Origin of the sequence: Paenibacillus sp. P46E (genome assembly GCF_001909095.1) — a bacterium.
Taxonomy (GTDB): Bacteria; Bacillota; Bacilli; order Paenibacillales; family Paenibacillaceae; genus Paenibacillus_AQ; species Paenibacillus_AQ helianthi.
Genome location: NZ_LVYZ01000060.1, coordinates 35,681 through 60,561, shown reverse-complemented (window position 1 = coordinate 60,561; position 24,881 = coordinate 35,681). Strand labels below are relative to the sequence as shown.

At 50.5% G+C, this 24,881-nt stretch carries 20 protein-coding genes; 4 read left to right on the top strand and 16 right to left on the bottom strand.

Translation table 11 applies throughout. The features are described 5' to 3' along the window. A partial coding sequence (locus A3849_RS33065) for a hypothetical protein (protein ID WP_074113517.1) occupies positions 1–282 on the top strand: 282 nt, incomplete at its 5' end. 139 nt (positions 283–421) lie between these two features. Here the strand turns inward: A3849_RS33065 and A3849_RS23185 are convergent. Next, complete coding sequence (locus A3849_RS23185) at positions 422–1,951, bottom strand: extracellular solute-binding protein (protein WP_074113510.1); 1,530 nt, start codon at positions 1,949–1,951, stop codon at positions 422–424. A gap of 183 nt (positions 1,952–2,134) precedes the next feature. Here A3849_RS23185 and A3849_RS23180 point away from each other — a divergent pair, with 183 nt between their 5' ends. Next, positions 2,135–4,474, top strand: a complete 2,340-nt coding sequence (locus A3849_RS23180) for an AraC family transcriptional regulator (protein ID WP_074113516.1) — start codon at positions 2,135–2,137, stop codon at positions 4,472–4,474. Positions 4,475–4,585: 111 nt separating this feature from the next. Here A3849_RS23180 and A3849_RS23175 read toward each other — a convergent pair whose 3' ends face one another. The 15 genes from A3849_RS23175 to A3849_RS23105 form a co-directional block, all read right to left on the bottom strand. After that, on the bottom strand, positions 4,586–5,185 hold the full coding sequence (locus A3849_RS23175; RefSeq protein ID WP_143191884.1) for a hypothetical protein: 600 nt from the start codon (positions 5,183–5,185) through the stop codon (positions 4,586–4,588). Positions 5,186–5,728: 543 nt separating this feature from the next. Continuing rightward, the gene (locus A3849_RS23170) at positions 5,729–6,712 is read right to left on the bottom strand and encodes a carbohydrate kinase family protein (protein WP_074113508.1); all 984 of its coding nucleotides are present in this window, start codon (positions 6,710–6,712) and stop codon (positions 5,729–5,731) included. A 50-nt stretch (positions 6,713–6,762) separates the two neighbouring features. Beyond that, a complete protein-coding gene (locus tag A3849_RS23165) occupies positions 6,763–7,602 on the bottom strand; it encodes a carbohydrate ABC transporter permease (protein ID WP_074113507.1) in 840 nt (279 codons plus the stop codon). Positions 7,603–7,684: 82 nt separating this feature from the next. Beyond that, positions 7,685–8,620, bottom strand: a complete 936-nt coding sequence (locus tag A3849_RS23160) for a carbohydrate ABC transporter permease (RefSeq protein ID WP_083613633.1) — start codon at positions 8,618–8,620, stop codon at positions 7,685–7,687. 17 nt (positions 8,621–8,637) lie between these two features. After that, the gene (locus tag A3849_RS23155) at positions 8,638–10,518 is read right to left on the bottom strand and encodes a GH32 C-terminal domain-containing protein (protein WP_074113506.1); all 1,881 of its coding nucleotides are present in this window, start codon (positions 10,516–10,518) and stop codon (positions 8,638–8,640) included. A gap of 12 nt (positions 10,519–10,530) precedes the next feature. After that, positions 10,531–12,033, bottom strand: a complete 1,503-nt coding sequence (locus tag A3849_RS23150; protein ID WP_074113505.1) for a glycoside hydrolase family 32 protein — start codon at positions 12,031–12,033, stop codon at positions 10,531–10,533. A 124-nt stretch (positions 12,034–12,157) separates the two neighbouring features. Then, the gene (locus A3849_RS33675; protein WP_256700891.1) at positions 12,158–12,289 is read right to left on the bottom strand and encodes a hypothetical protein; all 132 of its coding nucleotides are present in this window, start codon (positions 12,287–12,289) and stop codon (positions 12,158–12,160) included. Between the two features lie 560 nt (positions 12,290–12,849). Further along, entirely contained in the window at positions 12,850–14,475 is a 1,626-nt protein-coding gene (locus A3849_RS23140; RefSeq protein WP_074113503.1) for a response regulator, read from the bottom strand. A 5-nt stretch (positions 14,476–14,480) separates the two neighbouring features. Then, positions 14,481–16,262, bottom strand: a complete 1,782-nt coding sequence (locus tag A3849_RS23135) for a cache domain-containing sensor histidine kinase (protein ID WP_256700890.1) — start codon at positions 16,260–16,262, stop codon at positions 14,481–14,483. Positions 16,263–16,420: 158 nt separating this feature from the next. Further along, the gene (locus A3849_RS23130) at positions 16,421–17,749 is read right to left on the bottom strand and encodes an ABC transporter substrate-binding protein (RefSeq protein ID WP_074113502.1); all 1,329 of its coding nucleotides are present in this window, start codon (positions 17,747–17,749) and stop codon (positions 16,421–16,423) included. Positions 17,750–17,977: 228 nt separating this feature from the next. Further along, the gene (locus A3849_RS23125; protein ID WP_074113501.1) at positions 17,978–19,807 is read right to left on the bottom strand and encodes an APC family permease; all 1,830 of its coding nucleotides are present in this window, start codon (positions 19,805–19,807) and stop codon (positions 17,978–17,980) included. 225 nt (positions 19,808–20,032) lie between these two features. Then, a complete protein-coding gene (locus A3849_RS23120) occupies positions 20,033–21,523 on the bottom strand; it encodes an MDR family MFS transporter (protein ID WP_372237790.1) in 1,491 nt (496 codons plus the stop codon). Between the two features lie 102 nt (positions 21,524–21,625). Further along, positions 21,626–22,054, bottom strand: coding sequence for a MarR family winged helix-turn-helix transcriptional regulator (locus tag A3849_RS23115; protein ID WP_074113499.1), 429 nt, complete (start codon positions 22,052–22,054; stop codon positions 21,626–21,628). A gap of 188 nt (positions 22,055–22,242) precedes the next feature. After that, a complete protein-coding gene (locus A3849_RS23110) occupies positions 22,243–22,446 on the bottom strand; it encodes a sporulation protein Cse60 (protein WP_074113498.1) in 204 nt (67 codons plus the stop codon). Positions 22,447–22,676: 230 nt separating this feature from the next. After that, positions 22,677–23,129 carry a hypothetical protein gene (locus A3849_RS23105; protein WP_074113497.1) on the bottom strand — a complete coding sequence of 151 codons (453 nt, stop codon included), beginning with the start codon at positions 23,127–23,129 and terminating at the stop codon, positions 22,677–22,679. Between the two features lie 54 nt (positions 23,130–23,183). Here A3849_RS23105 and A3849_RS34025 point away from each other — a divergent pair, with 54 nt between their 5' ends. Next, on the top strand, positions 23,184–23,330 hold the full coding sequence (locus A3849_RS34025) for an AraC family transcriptional regulator (RefSeq protein ID WP_083613632.1): 147 nt from the start codon (positions 23,184–23,186) through the stop codon (positions 23,328–23,330). A gap of 81 nt (positions 23,331–23,411) precedes the next feature. Beyond that, positions 23,412–24,881: an FG-GAP repeat domain-containing protein gene (locus tag A3849_RS23095; protein WP_074113496.1), complete on the top strand. Its 1,470-nt coding sequence runs from the start codon at positions 23,412–23,414 to the stop codon at positions 24,879–24,881.

Sequence of the window (24,881 nt, the reverse complement as noted above, 5' to 3'; positions counted from 1 at the left end):
GTATTAGGAGCTACAATAAGCCTCCAAATGTTTAAAAATAAAATGAATCAAGAAATTCAATCCTACTTACTTAATCAAAGAGGTTACACAAAAACAGATATAAATAAAATATATACACAAGTTGGAAAGGCCCCATTGGTAAGTACAACTGTTATTTTCAATGATGAAAGAGACAATAGATATTTCTATCGCAAAGAGGATGGCCGAATATATCAATATAGTATGGCACCTGTACAGGGTGTAGATGATGGTCATCAGCAATACAAGCACAAAGAAAACTGACGACAAACATAAAAATAACGAGAAAGCTTGCCTTTGGGGCTTTGGGCTTTGCCTCCCCGCTACTTACTACGCTACCGATATGTCACAGAAAAGGGTTTGAATGGAGCTCAGCTATAGGTCAACTTAGGGTCTATGCCTCTTATTTCCCAGCTCCCGCTGCCGTCCGCGCCGCCTCCCTATACTCCTGAATAATCAGATTGCCGCCGCCTGCCTTCCACTTCTCTACCTCCTGGCGGAAGCCTTCGGCGGAGATATTGCCCAGGATATAATTGTAGGTGGCATCCACGATAATGGCCGAGAGCTCGGTATTCTTTTCGTCAAAAGTGGGCGAGCTGAGACTGACGGTCGGATCATCGACCAGGAACTGCTCATTGTCTTCGCTGAGCTGGTCGGCGAGGGCGGTCAGCTGTTCTTTTTGCGCCACCTCCATAATGTTCTTGTTGCCGATATCTGCGATCATCAGGGAGTAAAGCGGACTTACCTCATTCACACGCAGCTGCGAGGTTTCTTCCGGGAGAATCACTTTGCCGTCCTCCAGCTTATAATGCCGCCCTTCAAATCCGTATTTCATCAGATTGGCTACATCTTTATCCATCGTACGATCAAAAAATCCGAGGACTTCCTTCAGCTCCTTCTCCGTGGCAATGGCCTTTTTGGAAAATAGATACAGCCCGTTGTAGTTGGGAATCGACCATACCTTATAGCCATCCGGCCCTTGGATCCGGTTAATCAAGGTCAGCTCGGCGGCGGGATTGATGGCTTGGGCCTCAATCGAGAGACGCTGCACATCGGTCATACTCCCGATGAACATGCCAGCGCTGCCCCGTATGAACTTATCCCGCTGCACCTCCTTGCTGGTTAAGGCGAAATCCTGATTCATCATTTTTCCATTGTACAATTGCTTCATAAAGTTCATCGTATCCATATATTCAGGCGTCTCAAATTCAGGGATGAACCGGCCGTTCACCAGCTTCCAGTTATTCGGCGTACCGAAGTAGGAGCTAAGCGTCTTGAATACTCCATACACCAGATCATTGCGGTCGACCAGCCCGAGCGTATCCGGTTTACCGTTGCCGTCGGGGTCATTATAGGTGAACTCCTTGATGACGTTATACAGCTCCTCCAGCGTCTGCGGTTTGTTCAAATGGAGACGATCGAGCCAATCCTTGCGGATGATAATCCCTTGTCTGGAGGAGGGGCGCTCCGTGTACAGGCCGTAGAACTTCCCGTCCACAGCAGTCTGATTCAGAATCGAGGGGTCCAGCTGCTTCAGATTCGGAAAATCCTTAAGATAGGGACCAATCTCCCAGAAGGCCCCCGAGCGGATTGCATTTTTGACCAGATTATAATCCGTAACCTTCACAAATGTGACTTTACCCAGGGAGCCGGTCGCCATCGCCGTATTCATTTTGTCGGTATAGACGCCCTCTGGAACCCAAGTGATCTCCAGTCCCACACCGGTCAGCTTCTCAATCTCCGCAACGATATCTTTGGCCGGGGTTTGGGGGAAATGGAGTGGTGCCAGGATGGAAATCGACGGAACCTCTCCGCCGGAGCCGCTGCCTTCAGCATCCTCCCCGCTGCAAGCGCTTAACATAATCATCATCATAAGCAGAACCAGCACACAGCTATATCGGGCAGCCCTGCGCCCCAAGTCCGGTCTGAACATCTATGTATCCTCCTGGCTTATAAATTATACATTTCACTCCTAATTGATGTACAAATTGCATTTGATAGGGATAAATAGAGAAAATGATTATTGCGGCACCAGATGATTATTGTTATTATCCTTCGTGATGCATACACTGAAGACAGGCGAATGCTTCTACTTTATCAAAAGGTGCTGAATCTATTGAAACATTTAAGCTTCCTGAACAAATTAACCATTTTCGCCTTTGTCCTCAGCACATTGCCTGTGCTGTTCATTGGGTCTTTTTCTTACTTCACATCCTCCAGTGAAATTCAAAAAAATGTTAACCGTAACAAAATGGAACTTATTTTACAAATTACATCCAATGTAGAGCATAAGCTGGCTACTGTCAATCAAACCTTAAATCAGGTCGTGAACTCCTCCGTACTGAAAAAGGCTCTGAACAACCCGCTAAATGTAACCGATTTCATTTTATATAATGACATACGTACGGAAATCCGCAATATGCAATCTTTTGATACCAAGCTGGAGGATGTGATCCTGCTGAACCAGCGGCAGAATTGGATGATCAAAAATTCCGGGCTCTACCGTCTGAATGAATACGAGAATTACGAGCAGCTGACCAACCTGATTAATCTGCCTGACGAAACTTCCTGGGTCCTCAATCCCGCTTCCCTGTTCTACAGTGAGGAGAGTATTAACGTTACGGGGTGCGAATACAGCATCAGCCTGATCAAGAAGCTGCCCACTACCAAGCTGCAAAAATACGGGCTGGCGATTGCCAATATTCCGGCCTGCAGCCTGCAGGATTTCATCAATTCCGATCTGCAGCCACTGGACAGCATTATCGTTCTGGACAGCTCCGGACGGATTCTGCTGCACCCGGACCGGAGCCTCATTGGCCAGCCGGCCGCAGCCAGCGGCTTCAAGGATTTCGCGCAAATTTCCAGCGCCGCCAGCCCATCGGGGCAGTTCAAGACCGTAATGGACAATAAGGATTATTCCATCACCTATACGCGTTCCCAGCAAAACGGCTGGATCTATCTTTCGGTGACTTCAATCGCCAGTCTGACCAAAGAGTCTAACAAAATCGGAACCTACACCGTATATGTATGTGCGCTCATGCTGCTGCTCTCCGTTCTGCTGGCCTGGCTCGGCTCCCGTAAAATGTACACGCCCATAGAGCGTCTGCTGAACCAGATGGGCCAGCGCAGGCCGGATATCCGGAAACGGCATACGAATGAGTTTCAGATCATCGGTGAGCAGGTTCATCATCTGTTCCAGTCCAAGTCCCAGCTTGAGAAGGAGGTTGCCCAGCATATCCAGCAGGTGCGCACCTTTGTCCTGATCAAGGCCTTTCAGGGGAATATCAAGAAGCGGGAGCTGCTTGAGGAGCTGGAGCAATTCGGCTACCAGACCCAGCTGGAGGAATGGCAGACCATGGCTGTAATTACGACCAGTATCGACTTCTCCGAAGAGAACAACTATCAGAAAAAAGACCTCAGCCTGCTGCTGTTCGCCGTGCATAATATGATCGAAGAGCTGGTTCCCTCAAGCAACCGGCTGGCGCCGGTGATCATGGACCATACGGTCGTGACGCTGATCGGGAGTGATGATGGCGATGCGGAGTCTTTCCACAAAACACTCTATTCACTGACCGAATCTCTGCAGCAGAAGATCAACAACTATCTGAAGCTGGAAGCCAGTATCGGACTCAGCCTGCCCTTCCATGCCTTCGATAAAATGTCGATTGCGTACAAGGAAGGCCTTGAAGCCTTGAAACACCGGATCACACTGGGTAAAGGCATCATTATTCAATACGAAAATATCAACTCCGGCAACCATTATCTCAATCTGAGCTATCCCACCCATAAGGAAAATGACCTGATGGACGCCATTAAGCTGGCAGATACCGAGAAGGCAATGGACCTGCTGCACAAGGTGTTCAGCTGTATTTTCTCACCGGGGCTGTCCCCGCAGGAATGCCAGATTCCCCTGACACGCCTCTTGAACAATCTCCTGATAATGATGCAGGAATCAGGGATCAGCCTGAGCCAGATTCATCCGGTGAACGGCTCATTATTCGAGGAGCTGACGGATATCCATATTGTCGCTGAGATTGAGGACTGGTTCTGGACGGTGGTCATCCAGCCGATGATCCGCATCTTCGGGAGCAGGCAGAATGCCCAGTACCATAATATCTCGGAGAAGCTGATCGATATCGTCCAGCATGATTATGACAAGGACCTTACCCTGGAGGAATGTGCTTCCCGGCTGCACTATAATGCGAACTATATCAGCAGTGTGTTCCGCAAAGAAACACAGTATTACTTCAGCGAATACCTCGCCATGTACCGGTTCAAGATGGCGAAGAAATGGCTGGAGGAGACCGACATGCCGATCAAGGATATCGCTGCCCGGCTCCGCTACAATAATTCGCAGAATTTCATCCGCTCCTTCCGTAAGCAGGAAGGGAGGACTCCCGGCCAATACCGCGAGAATACGAACGCAAGACAGCGGGTGGCACCGGATGATTATTGACGGGAGAATGTAAAGGGTAAAGCTATGAATTCCGGCAACCTATTCTCAAAAAGCCGTGGCCCAGAAGGAGCAGGCTCCTTGGGACCATGGCTTTTGGGCGTTGGCGGATGTTTAGGCTTTAGGCTTGCGCGATTTTCTTCTTCGGATGAAAAGAAGGACTCCAGCCGCCAGCATCACAATAACCACACCTCCGGCAAGCCCAATATTCCTGATGTCCGGCACATATACCACTAGACGCATTGGCTCAGAATCGGCCATTGTGATATGCCAGGTCAGTGTGTTCCCGTCCTGATCGGCTGCATTGTTGGAGCCGTACAGATTATAGGGCAGTGTTAATTGGAAATCTAACGCCAAGCTCCGCAGCAGCAGGCGGGCCAGTGGCTTCGGTACACTCAGTGTTCCAAGTCCGTCCAGAATCTTATCTGAATACGCGCTCAGCTTAGGCTGTGCCATCACATCATAACGGGTGTACAGCCACTTGTTTTCGGTGTCTACTTGCGTGTCCACAATATCGGGGCTTCCCGCATTCAGCTTCACATCCTGTATGGAGGCATAGGATTTCAGAAATTGATATTCCGTGGATTTGCCGACTTTTGTTTTGTGCAGTTCAATCCCCGCCGCCTGCAGTCTGCTGCGAAGCAGATCCTCAATGGTACCGCCCGCCAGCGACTCCGCACGCGAATCCAGCTTAAAACTGAATGCAATATCCATGCCTCCGTCCTTCTTCACCGTGACATGTGCCGTCCCAAAGGCGCGTTGAAGTTGTAAGTCATGGTTTGTCTTTACTGGATCAGGTCCTATGCCTCCAGCAATATTAACCTGCTCATTTGGATAAGAAAACACTCTAAAATTGAATACAACCAAACAAATAAGAAAATACACAAAACACTGCTTTGTAAAACTCAAAGAATTATCTACCAATCCCCCCATCTTTAAGCACCTCACCTTTATATATACTTACGTTATCTCATTCGGAATATTATGTAGATCTCTGCCCTGGTCGCTATGGAGCAACATACTTGTCCGCTCTACTGTAAGCGACAATCTCTCCGTTGTACAGATCCAAAATTATAGCTTTTATCTTTATTTCTACGGGGTAGCTCAATCTGGCTGCCAACGCAAAAACACCTCCAAGATTATCTCCCTATCTTACGACCGGGTTCCGTTCTCTTGAAGGTGTTCTTAATTTGTCTCACGTTATGGGGTCAGCCCCCGGTACAGGCCCCCGGCGACCAGCAGTATCCGAGCTCCTGATCAGATCGAATCTGCGTTTCCTCCGCCACGATGCTGCAGCGCAGCAATCTCATCCAATCCTGCCAGGGAGGCGATTGCCCCTTTCCGCGTGGCCGCTATGGCACCTGCCGCGTTGGCGAACGCCACCGCCCCTTCCAGTTCAATTCTTTCCCACTCCGACACCGGTTTACCCAGCTCCAGCAGCCGGTAAATAAAAGCGCCCATAAAGCCGTCACCCGCTGCTGTGGTATCTACTGGGGTTACCGGATAGGAGCCCACACTGCCAGACACTGTCCGGGTGGCATAATAAGTCCCTTCTGCTCCCCTCGTGACGAGTAATAGCGCGATAGGATAGCTGTTCAAGAGCTGCCCTGCTCCATCCGCCAAATCCTGACTTCCCGTCAGGAAGACCAGTTCTTCTTCAGATACTTTTGCGATGTCTGCCAGATGCAGCCCTTCTTCCATCGCAGCCCTGCTATGGGTATCACCCTTCCATAACGCAGGCCGCCAGTTAGGATCGTAGGTAATAAGTGCCCCATGCGATTTGGCCAGCCGGACAGCCTGAACTGTAGCGCTGTAAGCAGGCTCGGTGGTCATGGAGATCGACCCGAAATGAAAGATCCGTGTGCTGCTAAGCAGTTCACGGTTCACCTCGTTGAAAGTCAGCTCAGCATCCGCGCCTGGATGTCGGCAGAAATGAAAGCTCCGCTCCCCGTCACCATCCAAATGCACAAACGCCAGCGTCGTATGGGCCTCTTTCGTCTCGACCAGCCCAATGTCATCGATCTTTTCTGCCACCAATGCTTCCCGCAGATACTGACCGAACGGATCATCGCCAACTTTTCCGATAAAAGCCGTTTGCCTGCCGAGCCGCGACAATGCGGCCAGTACATTCACCGGAGCGCCACCGGCATTGCGTTCGAAGCAAGGGTTACCCGCGGGCGACAGCCCCGCCGGTGTAAAATCTATCAACAGCTCGCCGAGCGCCACCGTATCGTATTTCATCGTTTGTTACTCCTTTGTTATAAAATCAGATCAGCAGAATAGCTGTATCATTACCCTTTTACACCGGACATCGTAATGCCCTGAATGTAATAGCGCTGCAGGAACAGAAACAGGATCAGGATCGGAACCGTGGAAATGGTGCTTGCGGCAAGAATCTTAGACCAATCTGTTCCTTCCACCGAGGAAAAAGCGGCTATGGCTACCTGGATCATCTGTTTCTTTTCGTCATTGATAACGATCAGTGGCCACAGATATGAATCCCAGTTACCAAGAAAGGTCATCAGCGCAAGGGTGATCATTGGTGGAACAGCCGCAGGCAAGACAATACGGGAAAAGGTTCGCGGCATCGAGGCTCCGTCGATTTTGGCCGCCTCCAGAATCTCATCCGGAATCTCCGCGAAGAACTGCCGCAGCAGAAAGATTCCGAACACAGACAGCATCGAAGGAATCACCAGCGCCTTATAGGAGTTAAGCCAGCCGAAATAATTCATCAGCAGATAGTTTGGGACCAGCGTTACTTCACCGGGAATAATCATCGCCGACATGAACAGTGCGAAGACAACCGCTTTCCCACGGAAACGCAGCTTGGCAAAAGCAAACGCCGACATCGAATTCACTAGCAGCACCAGCAAGGTTACAATCCCTGCAACAAACAGTGTATTCGCGATATAGCGGAGAAATGGGTTGCCCTCACTGAAGATAACCTCTTTGAAGTTAGCCAGCGTTGGCTTAACAGGAACGAACAAATGAATATTCAGGTTGGTGGAGTACTTGAACAATTCCTCATAAGGGCGTATTGAACCCGAGATCATCCAGAGGATCGGGATAATTGAAATGACAGCCAGGACGGTCATAACCGTATACTTGGCAATGCTTGCAAAGCGGTTCATGTGGATTCCTCCTAGTAGTTTTACGAAACAGCCGCTTCCTTAAGATTCCCCTGCAGCAAAATTGACTACAGAGGCGTCTCCATTAATATTCCGCGTTCCGGAACAGTCTCATTTGCACGAGCGAGATGGCGAGAACAATTGCGAACAGAATAAAGGCGGCAGCGGTGCCATAGCCCATCTGCATCTGCTGGAAGGCTATTTTATAAATATAATAGACAGCGGTTTCGGTAGCCCCGTTGGGTCCTCCACTGGTCAATACAAAAACAAGGCCGGACAGCTTAATGGCATCAATTGTCGTCATAATCACAACGAAGGCCATGGTACGGTTCAGCAAAGGAAGCGTAATACGGAAGAACTGCTGTATTTTTGTAGCACCGTCTACCCGGGCCGCCTCGTACAAATCTTGCGGAATGTTGTTCAGTCCGGCCAGGAAGATAATCATGAAAAAGCCTACGCCTTTCCATATTCCCAGCATGATCACGCCGTTCATCGCCGTATCCGGGTTGGACAGGAAATTGGTAGTGGGCAGATGAAACGTCTTCAGCACATTGTTCAGAATCCCGAATTCCTTGTTGTAGATCAGTTTGAACACCGTTGCGGCCACTGCCGTAGAAATGACAACCGGAATGAAATAGAGTGTGCGGAACAGACCGGTGAGCTTGAACTTTTTCTGGATTAACAGTGCCAATCCCAGCGAGATCCCGGTCTGAATCGGAATAACGATGATGGCAAAATGAAACGAATGCCTGAGACTGGCCAGGAAATCCCTGTCCGTCACCAGAGTCTTGTAATTGTCCAATCCGATAAAGCTGCGGCTCGATGCCACCAGGTTATAATTCTGAAAGCTGATCACAAAGGCTTGCAGCATCGGATAGAACACAAAGATGAGCAGCAAAGCAAAAGAAGGGAGCACGAACCACCAGGCGGTCATTTCTTCTCCCCGCAGATACTGGCGGGGCTTTTTGCCGGGGGGGGTAGTTTTGGAGGCAGACTCAGCTGCCGCTGTAACGCTTGTCATGATCTTTTCACTCCATTTCAATCCGGTTTATAGACGTACACGTTCATTACGGCATAAATTTGCCCACCCGGAGCAAGGGCTTTAATCTCCGTCTGGCCTTCCTTCAGCCCCTTTACGACAGCGGATGTTCCGTTGCGGCTCTCCACCTGTGCAACGGCCTCATCACCCGATACCCAAGTAAGATCCTGGGGAGCGGTTAGCGGAACGACCGCCGCTGCCGCTGCCACAGTGCCGCCAAGCGGAACATCTACACTGGATTGGCTAAGCAGGACGCGAAGCGGTTCCGAACCGTCCGGATCCTCATCCCGCCATACACTGGCCATCGGATAAAAGACGGCCTGGTCCAGCGTCACGTTCCCCTTTTTCACATACAACTCCAGCCCGTTACTGGTAGCCCCCGGGAAAAGAATACTGGAAACCACAGTCTCGCCGTCTGCGCCGAACACCTCCAGCGTCGATTCATCCACATAGATATGCAGCCTGATCTTACCGTTTACCGCTCTTAAGGGAGCCTGAACTGTTTCGGCAAACCCGGCTTCAAATGAACTGTCGCCGGATTTAGTTCGATCCACCGTTAGTGTTGAATTCATGTTGTTATAAGATACAATTGTCTCCTGCTCTCCGCCCTTTCTCAGTTTGAAGCCGAATTCCGCTTCTCCCTGCACGGTGAACTCGGAATCGAGTTCATAGGAAGTGCCACGCAGGCTGGCCAGGGGATTTTTACCCGGCTCCAGCCGCTGGATCCCCACCTTGACCGCTTGGCCGCGCAAGGCCTCCAGCTCTTGCACCGGCTGCTGGACGAGGCGCAATCCCTCACCGGGAATGTCGCGCAGCTTCAGCTCCCGCGGCAGCGACATATTCCCTTTCCACGGATCGCTTGGCATAGAGAACGGGTAGCGCCAATTGGACATCCAGCCGACATAGATCCGGCGGCCGTCCGTCTGCGGAATATCCGAGTAGGACACTGCAGCATAGAAGTCTTTTCCATAATCGGTCCACAGCACTTTGGAGGGCTCATTCTCATTCTTGAACGTCCTGCCGTCAAAGCTGCCGATAAAATATTGCGCTGTCGAGCCATGGGTTGAGCGGTTATTGCCGATACTGAGCGCCAGGACCCATCGGGTCTCCTTGCTGCCCTCCACGGGAAGCTCGAACAAATCCGGACATTCCCAGACGGCGGCATGCGAACCCTGGTCGGCGCCGAATTCGCTGGCCAGCTGCCAGGTCTTCAGGTCCGGTGAGGTATAGAATCTCACCCGGTTGTCCACCGAGACAACCATCACCCAAGCGTGCGAGGGCTCATGCCAGAACACCTTGGGATCTCTAAAATCCTTGAGTCCGGGATTCGGAATCACGGGATTGCCCTCATATTTGGTCCAGGTGCGTCCCTTATCAGAACTGTAAGCCAGGCTCTGCGACTGCGTTCCTCCTTTGAAATGGGTGAAGATCGCAACCAATCCCGCTTTTCCGCCAAAAAAACCGCTCGTATCCTTCCAGTCCACCACGGCGCTGCCTGACCAAATCTCCCCGAGCGAATCGCGCAGAAGCGCTACCGGCAGGTGCTGCCAATGGATCAGATCCGTGCTGACGGCGTGACCCCACTGGCCGCTGTTCTGGTAGAACTGGTGATATTCACCTTCAAAATAAACCATTCCGTTCGGATCGCTCATATTCCCGCTTTCCGGCGACAGATGATACTGCGGGCGGTACAGCTCCGTGTAGTAATTGGGAATCGCAGAAAACTGAAAGGCCGCAGGTGCCGTATTAGAGATGGCATTGGACGGAGTTTTAGAATCAGAAGTATTGCTGGTATGATTGCTGTTACCGCCAATATTGCACCCTGCGATAACAAGCAGTACTACAGCCACACCTGCCAATTTGCTTGTAGTTTTGATCATAGCCCCTCCAGACTAACTCCAGATAGATTTGAGATTCCACATATTCAGCGACTCCAGCGTTATACTTCCACCCTCAGCCCTCATCGTTATTCCGCCGGTTAGAGCAGACGGATACACCCGGCTTGTCAATACATAGCGGCCATCATTTACAAACACTTCAATTGAAGAACGGTCGATAAATACCTGCAGTTTAAGCGATCCTCCATTAGCATCTGGTGCTTCCGTGCTTACTGAAACTTCACTTATCGATGCATCGCCAGGGCCGGAAGCGCTGCAATCCAGGATCAGCTTCTCTTCCCGGAGCAAATAGCGGATGACCGTCGATTCCCCGCTTCCCTCTGCCGCAAGCAGAGTAATCTCCAGACGCTCAGCTTGTGTATCATTCATAGCAAATTCAGCAATCCATTCAAAACCCTGTCCATCCCTAACACTCCATGTTGCATCAGTCCCCATAGAGAGGCTCACCCCAGAAGCTGTTATTCCAGCCTCCCGCAGGAGCTCAAGCTCGGGAACCGGCCGCGAAGCCAGCTTGCCTTCCGGCAGGAGCACTAACTCCCGCGGCAATGTCATTGCCCCATACCACCCGCGATCCTCGCGGGCCATCTCTGAACCCCAGTGATCCATCCAGGCGATCATAATTCTTCTACCCTGGCCGTCCAGCAAAGTCTGTGCGGCATAAAAATCAGGACCATGATCAAGCTTCGCTTGAGTCCCCGGTGTAAACTTTCCGCTGGTGTAATCCATTTCTCCGGTCATATATAAATTTTTGGCATCCTGCATATTCATCGGTGACAGCACAAGCACATGCTTATCTCCCAGCGGGAACAAATCGGGGCATTCCCACATGTCCCCTTGGGTACCATCGCTCTCCGCAGCCGTCCCCATGTATTCCCACCGCTCCAGATCTTCCGATTGGTAGAGCAGCGCCTTCCCTTTGCCGTCTTTCCCGGAACCCAGCACCATATACCACAAATCTTCATGACGCCATACCTTAGGATCACGGAAGCCGAAATTCCCTGTATCGGGCGAACTCGGAATCAGAGGATTGCCGGAATGTTTGTCAAAAATAACACCGTCTGTGCTGCTCGCCGCGCACTGCACTTCCATCGGTTCCCGCCCGTCGACATGCCCGGTGTAGATCAAGGTAAGCCTGCCATCATTCTCCACAGCACTGCCGGACCAGCAGCCGTAACCGCCCTCCTGCCCTAGCTCATAAGGCTCCGTAGGTGCTAAAGCTATGGGCAGGTGTTTCCAGTGCACCAGATCCTTGCTTACAGCATGGCCCCAGTGCATCGGTCCCCACTTATCACTATAGGGGTGATGCTGATAGAACAGATGGTATTCCTCTTTAAAATAGATCAGCCCATTCGGATCGTTCATCCAGCCGGCCTGTGGCAGCACGTGGTACTGCAGCCGGTAGTCATCACGTGCAGCAATCTCCGCCTGTGCTGCCACCGCCTCCTCCGCCAGCCGTATGCTCTCTTTATGTGCTTGCTTCTCTCCCGAAACATTCATGCTGCATGCTCCTATTCCTTGTTTAGTTGACACTATTGTAGCTGAACGGTTAGAGAAATCATTTCAATATGATCGGTTGGGAAGTTGTGATGTTTTCAGGGGGAGGGGGAGAATGGGACCAGCGTCACTCCGCGGAAGTTTTGGACTTCCGGCCGCTGTTGTCCCCGGATTTCTTGATATAACCTGCTGTTCGCGGTGGAAATCCGATGACAAAGGCGGTCGCTACCGCTCCTCCAGTTCCAAAATTCCACTCCATTCTTTTATCCCATTCCCCAGAGTGGGGAACCTCCTGGCTCGGCTGAACTTCCTCATCAGCTTCACTGGGGCACACCTCTTGTCTTCTGAGTCGGCTCCAGAAATCGCCTGCTTACAGTGCTAACAGATAAAGCGGGAACACCTATAAGTCTAAAATCTCAATCACAAAAACTAAGCGGACTCCAAAGCCCTTATATGTGGAAACGCGGTACTTTCTTTCCCTTTGCGGACTCCAGTGCAGTTATTCTCAGAAAAGTGGGCTATTTCCTCGCTGTATCGTTGAAATAACGTCACCTGAGTCCGCACGGAAGGCTAAAGTATACTTTATTGACGCATTAACGGCTCTGGAGTCCGCAAGTAGGTTTGGTGAGATTAGCCGGGTCGCTCACGTTTTACGAGAAATGCTGCAGAAGACTGAAAAACTGGTAGAGTAACAGAAAAAAGGCAAAACCCAAAACATGTCGTTTACATGTCCCGGGTTTTGCCTTACAGTAACAAACTACCGCCGTTGTTTAACATCCATAGACTTTGCATAGCGCCGGTTATACTCCCCACAGCCAGTTAGCCGTGCGGGTGATTCTTCAAATACCATTCACGGTAATCTTTGGGGCTTTTGCCGCTGTTTTTCTTGAATGAGGTGCTGAAATAGCTGGAACTGGAATAGCCGACAAGCATGGCGATATCGGTCAGCTTCAGTTCATTCTCTTGCAAGAGCTGCTCCGCCTTGGTCATTCTCAGCTTGGTGACATAGTCGCTGAACGTAATGCCCACATGCTGCTTGAACAGCCCGGATAAATAGGTCTCATTCAGATGAAACATTTCGGCGAGGGAAGAAAGCGTCAATTCGTAGGAGAAATTCTCCTCCACATATTTTCTAACCGCTTCGACCATATGCTGTCCGCTGGAGAAGCGGAGCTTCTTCACTTCGTCCATGACAAGCTGCGCCAGTTCATCTATCTGCCCCCGCACACCTTCACGCGACTGGTACTCGGCAATGGTCATCTGACAGTTCCACAAATACTTCTGCAGGGCGGAACCGCCGAGCTCGAACTTTTTGGCGATGGAGCTGAACATCAGCAGCATCCGCAGGGCCAGAAAGGTAAAAGCAAACATAGGCGTATCTCTTTCGCTGCTGAAAATGGTGTCAAGCTGCTGGCGGAAGGTGCTCATGTCCAAATTTTCAATCGCCTGCACCAGCTTCCGCTCCATCTCCGGGGTAAATGCCTGCGTAAGCTCCATCACCCGGCTCCGTTCGCCCTCTCCATCTTTATACACGGTGCTTTGGCTCCAGGACAGCATGCACGAAGCATAACCGTTCTTCAACCGCTTGAGTCCCTTCACTTCCTCGCCAATCCCCGTCACACATTCCAGCTTCAGGTAACTGGCGATGTTTCGTTTCAGTTCTTCTACGAACCGGTCCGTTCGACCCGCATGCTCCGGCCCCGACTTCATAATAACCAGAAAATACATCATCGCTGAATTGGCGACATCACTGAATGGATAGATTCCTTTCCGCTTAGCAGCCGTCTCCCGGCATAGCATCTGAAAAGCCAAATTGAGCAGATCCCGGCGCTCTTGCGGGTCCGACATCCGCCCCGCCGGTACTCTCATCTCCACAGCGACAAACTGCAGCTTCAGATCATCCGCCGTCAACGGGGTCAGCTGGAGCTGCTGCAGCCGTTCCTTGATAGCCGCCAAGCTGTACCACTCGTCTTTGACCATTTGCAGCAAAAAATTCTCCTGCAGCATCCGCAGCTGCTCATTCTTTCGCAGCAGATCCTGCCGAGAGGCCTGCAGGTTTTTTTGCTCCTGTTCAATTTCTTCACCCAGCTTGCCAAGCAGCTCATTCAGTTCTGCGCGGGCTACCGGCTTCAGCAAATAATCCTTCACTCCAAGCTGTATTGCCGATTTCAGATATTCAAAGTCGGAGTATCCTGACAGCACAACCGTCCTCAGCAGCGGATACTTCTTTTTGCAGATGCGGATAAATTCAATGCCGTCCATCTGCGGCATACGAATATCGGAGATGACCAGTTGCGGCAACGGTCCCTGCTCCAGCAGCTGCAGCGCTTCATTGCCGCTTGAAGCCTCCGAGACAATCCGGAAGCCGGCGGCTTCCCAATCGATTTTGGCTTTGATACTGTTACGAACCCCCTTCTCATCGTCCACCAGCATAATCTCATACATGATAATCACCTCTCTATCAGCGGCAGCCTCAGTGTAATAGTTGTTCCTGTATCTAGCTTCGAATCAAGTACGGCTTCGAACTGCTCGCCGTAATACAGGCGGCAGCGGGAGAGCACATTGCGCAATCCGATGCTGTCCCCTTTATGATTTAAGATTCCCACACTATCCCTCAGCTCCGTATCGGCAAGAATGCTGGCGATCAGTTCCGGTGTCATTCCTGAACCGTTATCCTGTATCTGCAATTGCAGGCGCTCTCCACACACCCTGGAGGTGATCGCCACCTCGGCGATCCCACCCTTTTCCAGGCTGTACTTCACGGCATTCTCCACCAGCGGCTGCAGAATAAACTTGGCGATCAGCAACTGATCTGCGGCCGAATCCTGCCGGATCGCCACCATCAGATGATCCTCATACCGAAGCTTTAGGAGGAATAGGTAGTCACGGATATATCCAATTTCCTCGCTGACTTGCACCAGATCCGTATCGAGACTCAGCGAATAACGCATCATTTTACCCAGCGCTTCGGTGGCATCCATGACCAGATCCTCTCGTTTCATCGCCGCCAGACCGCTGATAATCTCCAGCGTATTGTTGTAAAAATGTGGATTGATCTGCAGTAGGAGCGCTTTGTATTCGGCGTTTTTCCGGCGTAGATTGGTCTCGAATTCCGTCTCGATCAGATACTTCAGCTGATGGGTCATCTGCTCAAATACACCGGCCACATAGTCCACTTCGCTCTGCCGCGATCTAACCTTTGGCATATCCTTCATCGCCAGCTCGAACTGCCCGTTTTTGACATGCCGCATGGCCCGGGCCATGGCACTTAGTGGCTTCGTTATGTCGGTGGAGAGCCACAGCGCGACAATAATCACAAGAATCAGTAGAACAAAGCTGGCAAGGAGCAGCGTTTCTTTGAGCTTTGTGATGGTGGCATACAGCTCCGCCTCCGGCACCTCGCCGACGATCAGCCAGTTCTGTGCAGGCAGCCTGCGGTAAAAGAACAGATAGTCGGTCCCCCCTTGGCGAAGCGGAAAAATGCCGCTGGTCTGACCTCCACTATGTTTCTGCAAAGCAGCAAGTCCGCCGCTAAGCACCTGCTCAGCTCCTGTCAGATCCTGATTGAGTACACTGAGGCCTTCAGCCGTCAGTAAAAAGGCCTTGCCGCTTTTGCCGAAGCTGATTTTATCCATATCCTGGCGCAGCAGTTCCGTAGGATAATTGATTTTGATCACTCCGACATCCTTAAGGGACTGGAGCTGCACTAAAGGGAGCACAAGGCTATTGATCTCGCGCGAACGCATGCTATCGTCGGCCTGATCCCTGTCCTGGTGAGCCTGTGTCCAGCGCACGTCCTGCTCCTTAAATTGACTGTACCAGCGGCTCTTCAAATAGCTCAGGTCCTGTGTCCATAACCCGCCCTCTCCCTTCGCAAAGGTGGAAATGGAAATCACATTCGAATTATTGATCGCATAGGAGGATAATAGCTCACGCAGCTTTTGCTTAGCCAGATACTGTTCACCCATAGTGCTCTCATCGTTCAGGTCGGCGGTTATCCAATCCTGTGTGATGTCGCTGCTCAGCACCTGGTTACCCATATCCTCAATTTGTGTCAGCAGCGTGCTGACATGGGAGGCAAATTGGTCTATGGTTTGCAGAGTGGAAGTCTGGGTAGATTTTCGGATTTGCTCCGCCGATTCCTTGCTGAGGATAAAGACAACCGCCGTAATCGGAAGGATCAGCAGGATCGAAAAAGCCAACATCAATCTGCTGCGTAACGAGTAGAACATGGCAACCGCGCCCCTTGCTATCATTATGGTCCAAAAATTCAAAATAACCCCACAACGTGGAGCTAAATCTTGAAGCTTCTTTAAGCTGAAAGAAGAAACAGCTTTACCGCCCTTTTTATAAAGGGCGGCTGCCGTTTCTACATTATTTGGTAATTTTATTATTTTTGCGGCAGATCTGCATACGCCTTGTCAATCTTTTTAATGGCGTCAGCAACAGCTGCATCCACGTTGCGTCCGGCGATGGTCACTTCCTCAATCATCTTGTTTACCGCTTCGGACATTTGCGGGAAGATCGGTGTAATCGGACGCGGTCTGCCGAATTTCTGATTCTGTACGACAAAGATATTCTTCGGATACTGACCTAGCTCAGGAAACTCCTTGGCTACTGAATAGCGGGCCGGAATATCTTTTGTGATAGAGCAATAGGTCTTAGCCCCGTCAGTACCAGTCACCCAGTTTACAAACTGCCAGGCAGCTTCGGCATTTTTACTCTTCGAGGAAATGGCCAGCGACCAGCTCCCGTTCGCGACAGCCTGCTGGGTTTCCTTCGGAAGTGGTGCGATATCATAATCTTCGCCTAATTTGAAATTAGGGAACTTGTCGGCATAATTGCCCAGTGACCAGGAGCCGTCAACCGTCATCGCAAGCTGGTTGTTCGGGAACGGATCTGGCGGGTATTCCAGAGAGGACACTTTATCTTTATTATACAGGTCGGAGAAGAATTGCAACGCCTTTTTGGTCTCTGGCTTATCCAGGTACCCTTTGGAGGTTGTTCCATCTGCGCTCATGATCTCACCGCCAAACTGCCAAATAATCGGATATTTAAAGTATGCTGTTGCTCCTGCATTACCGAAGCCTTGCGCTGGATCAATGCCGTACACGCCGTTGGCCGGGTCGTTAAGCTTTTTAGCTGCATCCAGCACCTGATCCCAAGTCCAAGGCTCTTCCGGGTTCTTGGAGGGAAGAGGAATTCCCTTCGCTTCAAACATTTTTTTATTATAGAAAAGAGCAATAGAGGATTCGGTGAGCGGAGCCATGTAAATTTCTTTATTATAGGTGTACGTGGCAATGGTCGATTCTGGAATATCCTCCAGGTTACCGTCCTTCTTGAAATATGCGGTCAGCGGCTGTAAGGCACCCGCCTGGGCGTAAGAAGCCATATTCGGGCCGTCGATGGCCATAATATCAGGCGGATTGCCCGAAGCAATGGATGTTCTCAGCTTGGTGTCGTAATCGGCATAAGGAATCGGACTCATCTCAACCTTGATATTCGGATGCGCTTCATTAAACGAGGCCACCAGCTTGTCATAGGCTGAATTTTCGCTGTCATTGCCCGAGTTTCTCCAGAACGTGAGAGATACCTTCTCTTCTTTGGGTGCTGACGAAGCTCCCGCCTCCGGCTGCGCGTTATCCCCTTTGCTTCCACATCCGGCGAGCAGTCCGCATGCCAACATCACGCTTAGTACCACTTTACTCTTACTGTTCAATAATGCCCTCCCCTTTCATCTGCTGTCTGCGCTTACAACTGAATATTATCAAACATGCCCGATGATAAAATTCATTATCCTCTGCACTAAACTTTCAAAATGTTCGGTATTTCTATTTAAAGCAATTATAATTGAAGAACTTCAACAGCAATGCCCCCTGCCCCCGGTTATGATTCCGGTGGCAGGGGGCATTGTATATGCTATATAAGCTGAACTATAGAACTACTGTTACTTCTTTAAATGATAAGGCACGGTTGTAATAATTACATCCCGCCGGTACAGCAGATGCGCACGGAGCAGCAGGCTGGACTGGTTATGAAGGATATTGTGCCAGCCTTTCTTCGGAATGAACTGGGGCACGATTACCGTCACCTGATATTTCGATTCGCTCGCCTTGCGCTGGACCGTGTCGATGAACTTGGTCAGCGGGTGAATGATGCTGCGGTACGGCGAATACAGCGTCACCAGCCGGACTTCAGGATGGAATTTCTTCCACTTTTCTTCAAATATCGTATCATCCTCCCGTTCAAACGGGACATGTACCGCAATAATCTGTTCGGCACCCAGCGATTTGGCATAGCGGAGCGAGTTCTCCACCACATGAGTGATTCCGGCAACCGGCAGGATGATGATATTCCCTTCAATCGCCAGCGGCTCCGCCTCACAGGTAGAGATCCGGAGCTGATCTGCTACAGCCTCATAATGCTTGTGAATCCGGTAGAACAGCAGAATAATCAGCGGCAAAAAGATCAGAACGGGCCAGACCTGCGCAAATTTGGTCAGGAAGAACATCATCGTAACAATGAAGCTGATCAACGCGCCGGTTGTGTTGATGATGAGCTTGGTCATCCAGCCTGGAGGCTTCTGTCTGATCCATTTAACCATCATTCCGCTCTGGGAGAGGGTGAACGGAATGAACACACCTACCGCATACAGCGGAATCAGGTGCTCGGTCCGGCCTTCAAAAGCAATGATCAGCAGAATCGACAGCAATCCCAGTATCAGAATGCCGTTAGAATAGCCCAGCCGGTCCCCGCGAACCGTGAACATACGGGGAATGAACTTATCCTTGGCCAAATTCACGGCCAGCAGCGGAAATGCGGAATACCCGGTATTAGCCGCCAGAACCAGAATCAGAGCAGTGGTCCCCTGGACAAAGTAGTACATAAAGTTCCGTCCAAAAACCTGTTCAGCGATAATCGAGACTACCGTCGCATCCTCTTGGGGAGTAATCCCATAGTAATACGCCAAGAATACGATCCCTGTAAATAACACTGCGAGCAGTGAGCCCATAGCGACCAGCGTTTTGGCTGCATTGTTCGGGGCTGGCGCCTTGAAGTTAGGAATGGCATTAGAAATGGCCTCCACCCCGGTGAGTGCCGAGCTTCCTGATGAAAAAGCCTTCAGCAGCAGGAACAGGCTGATCCCTGCTATCGGCGTACCGAGAGGCGTGTGCAGATTGGCAGGCACGCCGCCGGTCAAAATATGGAACACACCCAAACCGATCAGGATAAATAATGCAAGCACGAACAAGTATACCGGATAGGCCAGAAAGGATGCCGATTCCGTAACCCCGCGCAGATTCAGAGTAGTAATAAGCAGTACAAAAACAATGGCAATCACTACATTGTAGGGATGCAGGCTTGGAAAAGCCGACGTAATAGCATCCGTTCCCGCCGAGACGCTTACAGCTACCGTCAATATGTAGTCCACAAGCAGCGAGCCGCCGGCCACAAGCCCCGGATACTTCCCGAGGTTTTCCTTAGACACTACATAAGCTCCGCCGCCATGGGGATAAGCAAAAATAATCTGCCGGTAAGATAAAATCAGGGCCAGCAGCAGTACGAGAACCCCTGCCGCGATAGGGATTGAATACCAGAATGCCGCAGCGCTGAGAGTCACCAGCACCAGCAGAATTTGCTCAGGACCGTAAGCGACCGAAGATAAAGCATCTGAAGAAAGAATCGCCAGCGCTTTGGTTTTGTTCAGTTTCTGCTCGCCGAGCTGTTCCGATTTCAGCGGCCGTCCAATGAGAAATCTTTTTACCGAAGACATCATCAACCTCACCCATCACTTTTTAAGTTATATTACCCTTGAAAATAAATAATAATCTCAGTTCCTTATTATACACTTCTATGTCAATGACGGTTTCACTTCTTTTCCGCTCAATAAAGAGGCTGCCCCGTCAAATGATTGACTTTTGGGACAGCCCCTGCATGTTTATATAGCTATAGAAGCTCCAAGTTAGAGTTAAACAATAACGCTGAGACTGAAGCAGCTGGTTTAGACCGCTGCTTTCTTCTTCGTTCCGGCTACCGCCTCTGCTGAGTAATGGTGGCCAGGAATTATACTCCTCCGGACAAAGAATCCGGCAATGAGCCCAAATACAGTAATAGCTGCCGCTAGAATAAATGCATTATGCACGCCTGCCGCCAGACTGCTAGCCGCAAGCTCCTGTCCTGTGGCTTCAGTGTGAGCAAGGAGATAATCCTTCTGCCCGGAAGTCATCACACTGACAATCAGAGCTGTGCCGACTGCACTGGCAAGCTGCTGCAGGGTATTCATAATGGCTGTACCATGCGGATGCAGTTCGCGGGGCAGCTGGTTCAGGCCATTCGTCTGGGCTGGCATCAGGGTAAGCGCGATTCCCACGGTCATACAGCAATGCAGCAGCACAATCTGGTAGATCGGAGTATCTACGCTGATTCCTGTGAACATCCACATCGCTGCGCAGAGGATAATCACACCGGGAATGACAAGTACCCTTGGACCCGCTTTGTCAAAGCTGCGCCCAATGATTGGGGACAGAACTGCATTGATAAGCCCTGCAGGCAGCATCAGAAGTCCGGCGTACAGAGCAGATAATGCCAGGGAACCCTGCATAAAGATCGGCAGCAGATACGAGGTTGAGAAGATGGTAAGGAAGCCGATAACAATAAATAATGCACCTGCCGTGAACATCGGATATTTGAACGCACGAAGATTCATAACCGGCTGCTTCATCGTCAGCTGACGCCAGATGAACAGGACGAGCGCCACCATTCCGGCTCCGAGTGACGCAATAACTACCGGGCTGCCCCAGCCGCCTTCACCTTCACCCGCACTGCTGAGTCCATACACGATTCCCCCAAAGGCAATTGTCGACAGGACCAACGATAAGATATCTATTTTCGGTTGAGTAATTTTGCCGACATTCTCAATATTAAGCAGTCCAATTACCAGGTCGATAATGAGGAACGGAATAAGTCCCCAGAACATCCATTGCCAGCTTAGTTTATCGATAATCAGTCCCGATACGGTGGGCCCAAGCGCAGGTGCAACCATCATGACAAGTCCGACCATCCCCATCGCTGCCCCTCTTTTGGCGGGTGGAATAATCGTTAGTACCGTGTTGAAAATGACCGGCATCAGGATTGCGGTTCCCGCCGCCTGAATGAGACGTCCCACAAGCAGAATCTCAAATCCGGGCGCAAAGCCCGCAGCGAGCGTACCAGCAATGAACAGTGTAATCGCCGTTCCGAAGAGCTGGCGGGTCGTAAACCACTGGAGAAGCAGCGCCGAAACCGGCATAATAATACTGACCACCAGGATATATCCTGTCGTAATCCACTGTGCAGTAGATGCCGTAAGACCCCATTTTCCCATTAGTACAGGCAGTGCCACATTCATCATAGTCTCACTAAGCAGACCGATGAATCCTCCCAGCAGCAGTGATACAAGCACGGGAATAACCTTATACTTAACCTTAATTTGTGTTGCTTCATTCATGAACAAACAGGCTCCTTTCCAATTTCCTATCCATATAACTTCTTTTTAATATGTTCACTTATTATATGTTCACTTATTATTTAGAGTCAAGACATTTCCGGTTGTACATCATCCAATCAACAGCCTCAATTGTTTAATGAATCCTTCCAGCTCTGGTCCCAGCTTCGAAAAAAATATCTTATCCGCTTCCAGCACAATTTGGTTCGCCCGTTCCATCACATTCTCACCCGGCTCCGTAAGCCGGATCAGCTTCGCACGGGTATCCTGGGGATGCGGCACGCGGTTGACATAGCCTTTTTTCTCCAATGTCCGCAGTACCTCTGACGCCATCATGGGGTCCATGTAGGAATCGTGGGCAATCTGAACCTGTGTGGCACCAGCCGAACCGCCCCGTTCGTTAATTGAATGGCATGAGCGCAGCAAAGCAAACTGAACATGCGTCAGGTCCACCTCCTGAAGCTTCTGTTTCATCAGCTTTTGCCAATTATTCGTCAATCTCCACATCATGTAACCTAATTCTTCATTATGTATATCCATTTTGGGTCCCCTTGTCCGTTGCGCTGATCTATCGGTTAATTATAAACAGCCCGTTCCGCTTCGTCAAAATAGTCTGTACCAGCCCCACACTTTGATTGCTTAGACGAAGGAGCTTCTCCGCTGATCCATATAAATAAGCCGCCTCAGTTATATTCATAACTGAGGCGGCTTATTTACAGTAAGGTCTATTATTTTGTAAAGATGACCAGAGCCGTGTACTTGCTATCCGAGCCAACACCGTGCTCAGAATGTGTTGTTGCAGCAGTAGGAACTACTTGATATTTGATATCAATAAGCTGTCCCTGTACCATTGCCGATATGAATTCATCGATCATATCACTAAGTTCCGTAATATTTTGAGCTTCGAATGCCTCAACAGCATAATATGCCATGAAATCACCTCCCCTTATCAAATTTCGACACAAGGAAGTATTTTCCTTCTTTTACTTTATTATTTTTTCATTATAAGGAAATTTCCCGTCATTCTAATTTAAATTCAATATTCTGTATTGCATTACTCTCTAACGGAACCTCCTCCAGACTGCGGGATGTGGCATCCACCCGGAAGGTCTTGAACTCAAATCCGTTCAGACTGACCTCCTGGCAGATGCCGAGTGCCGGATTACTGACCGTCGTCGCCCCCCGCCGCCAGTCGGTTCGAACAAGCGCAGAATGTAGCCGTCACCCCGTTCCTCCTGCTTGAACGCGCAGAGCTGAATGCTATCATCTTCCAGAAAACACACGGGCCGGGCTGTTCCCCTTCTCCTGACGGAAAGAAGGACAAGGCATACAGCTGTTCGTTATGACCCAGCGCTTCCCGGTCTATCTGCGCTTTCCGCTCGTCAAGCGTACCTGCATTCAACCAGAAGGTATAGCTCCGCTCTCCCTGGTCCATGCGCGGCAGGAAGCGGTCCTGTGCCATGATTGAACGGCCGCCAATCGGATGTGCGCAATAGCCTGCACTCCGCAGCAGCGACAGGCGGATTTCACCTTTCCGGAAATCTCCGCCGTAGATTCCGTTATTAATGCAAGTAACTGAGAGATTCTGCGCCGCATCCTTCTCGTTCCAATACACCCGAGCCCGATCTCAATCTCCGTTCCTTGCTTAGGCAGCTTATAGACCTGGCATATGCTGGAGCTGCCATACTTAAAGACCGCTTCAATCACCGTTCGCGCCTCCACGTCCTCAATCGATTTAAGCTATTTCAGCAGGGCTTTTAAGAAACACTATGGACAAGGACCGCAGAGTTACCGGCGGGAGTATAATGGGAGTTAATCAGCCTTTACCATTTTGATACTACTTTGCGAAGGGCCTGGGATATACTAGCCTCAGACCGAACAAAGGAGATTATACGTTATGAATAAATCAGCGCTAAGCGCTCTTCTTGGATTCACTGTGCTGGTGGCAGGCTGCAGTGAAATGAAAACTCCCAGTGACCTGCTTAAGGCTCCATCTCAGGGAAACGCAGACGGAACGATAACAAGCATTGTCCAGCCTTTCCTGCCTGCAGGCTCTCACTTGACCGTGCCTGTTCATTCCGAATCGAGCAGCGCCATCCAGTTACAGGATCTCGACAAGGATGGGCAGGATGAAATCCTGGCCTTCTACAAAACAGATAAAACCGACTACGAAATCAATACCCTGGTCCTTTCCAAGACGGGTGGTGAATGGAAAAAGCTGACCAACATTACCGGAGTCGGCAGCGAGCTGGACTATGTAAAGTATGCGGATGTCACAGCGGACGGAGCGCCGGATGTACTGTTAGGATTCAGTGGGGGTCAAGGCCTAAGCAGAGAGTTGTCAGTCTATAGTCTTAGCGGCGGCCAGTTATCAGAGATTCTGAAGCAGCCTTATGACTATCTGGCAGTTGGGGATATGACAAACCAAGGGGAGACGGATATCGCTTTGCTCCAGTCCACAGTCGATACAGATAACCAGCCGCTATCCCGTCTCCAGTTATTACGGCTACACGGAGGCAAGCAGCAGAGCTTATCCGACCAAAAGATTAGCGGAACGGTCATCCAAATGATGTATGCCAAGGCCTCTCCTACAGCAAACGCACTGATTATCGATGCTGCAGTTGGCGCGCATGCTTCCTATACCTCTCTTCTGACTTGGGCGAATGGAGCTTTTACTGATATACTTGCAACAGATGATTATCAGCATTCGGCACTTGAGGGCAGCAAGAACCTTGTACTGAAGCCCCGGGCTCCTGGACCGGACAGCTTACTTGGTGAAGGCAGCTTGTCTATCAAAGACTATCCGCTGTACAGCGAGGATGTGAACGGAGACGGAATCGTTGAAATCGGCTTCCTTGTCCCTCCTGCCGGTTCAGAGAACTTCGCGCCGCTGGCTACTCCTTTTATCACCAAATATTATCAATGGGACGGCCAAACAGGACTTAAGCTCGTGCAGGAGCAATTCGACCGGTGGGGATTCAATTTCCATATTCCCGGGTCCTGGACCGGCAAATACCTGCTGGATCCTACGAGGGAATCTCCTGCTCCATGGGAGCATATAAACTTTATCTACAAGAACGCAAATTCCGGGGAAAAGGCCCCGCTGCTGGAGCTGCGCCTGCTGACACGGAAAGATTGGCAGAAGGGAGAAGCAGAGCTGATTGGGGCAAAGGCTTCCTACAAGCTGCTATACGAATTGCAGGATACAAGTGATGAAACAGAGCCTACGGTACTCGTTGCCGTGCTGCCATCACCGAATGCGGGCAGTAAGCTGACTGGACCTGCATCCCAGGAGTATGAGCAGCTGAAGCTGACCCTGGAGGAAGTACAGCAGCTGGCCGGCACGCCGCAGAAGCCCCGGCCATAA

What these genes read in the sequence shown, in the direction of transcription:
- A3849_RS23185 (WP_074113510.1), bottom strand. Translation starts at nt 1,951, where the DNA reads ATGTTCAGACCGGACTTGGGGCGCAGGGCTGCCCGATATAGCTGTGTG.
- A3849_RS23175 (WP_143191884.1), bottom strand. Translation starts at nt 5,185, where the DNA reads ATGGATATTGCATTCAGTTTTAAGCTGGATTCGCGTGCGGAGTCGCTG.
- A3849_RS23170 (WP_074113508.1), bottom strand. Translation starts at nt 6,712, where the DNA reads ATGAAATACGATACGGTGGCGCTCGGCGAGCTGTTGATAGATTTTACA.
- A3849_RS23165 (WP_074113507.1), bottom strand. Translation starts at nt 7,602, where the DNA reads ATGAACCGCTTTGCAAGCATTGCCAAGTATACGGTTATGACCGTCCTG.
- A3849_RS23160 (WP_083613633.1), bottom strand. Translation starts at nt 8,620, where the DNA reads ATGACAAGCGTTACAGCGGCAGCTGAGTCTGCCTCCAAAACTACCCCC.
- A3849_RS23155 (WP_074113506.1), bottom strand. Translation starts at nt 10,518, where the DNA reads ATGATCAAAACTACAAGCAAATTGGCAGGTGTGGCTGTAGTACTGCTT.
- A3849_RS23150 (WP_074113505.1), bottom strand. Translation starts at nt 12,033, where the DNA reads ATGAATGTTTCGGGAGAGAAGCAAGCACATAAAGAGAGCATACGGCTG.
- A3849_RS33675 (WP_256700891.1), bottom strand. Translation starts at nt 12,289, where the DNA reads ATGGAGTGGAATTTTGGAACTGGAGGAGCGGTAGCGACCGCCTTTGTC.
- A3849_RS23140 (WP_074113503.1), bottom strand. Translation starts at nt 14,475, where the DNA reads ATGTATGAGATTATGCTGGTGGACGATGAGAAGGGGGTTCGTAACAGT.
- A3849_RS23135 (WP_256700890.1), bottom strand. Translation starts at nt 16,262, where the DNA reads ATGTTCTACTCGTTACGCAGCAGATTGATGTTGGCTTTTTCGATCCTG.
- A3849_RS23125 (WP_074113501.1), bottom strand. Translation starts at nt 19,807, where the DNA reads ATGATGTCTTCGGTAAAAAGATTTCTCATTGGACGGCCGCTGAAATCG.
- A3849_RS23115 (WP_074113499.1), bottom strand. Translation starts at nt 22,054, where the DNA reads ATGGATATACATAATGAAGAATTAGGTTACATGATGTGGAGATTGACG.
- A3849_RS23110 (WP_074113498.1), bottom strand. Translation starts at nt 22,446, where the DNA reads ATGGCATATTATGCTGTTGAGGCATTCGAAGCTCAAAATATTACGGAA.
- A3849_RS34025 (WP_083613632.1), top strand. Translation starts at nt 23,184, where the DNA reads ATGCTGGAGCTGCCATACTTAAAGACCGCTTCAATCACCGTTCGCGCC.
- A3849_RS23095 (WP_074113496.1), top strand. Translation starts at nt 23,412, where the DNA reads ATGAATAAATCAGCGCTAAGCGCTCTTCTTGGATTCACTGTGCTGGTG.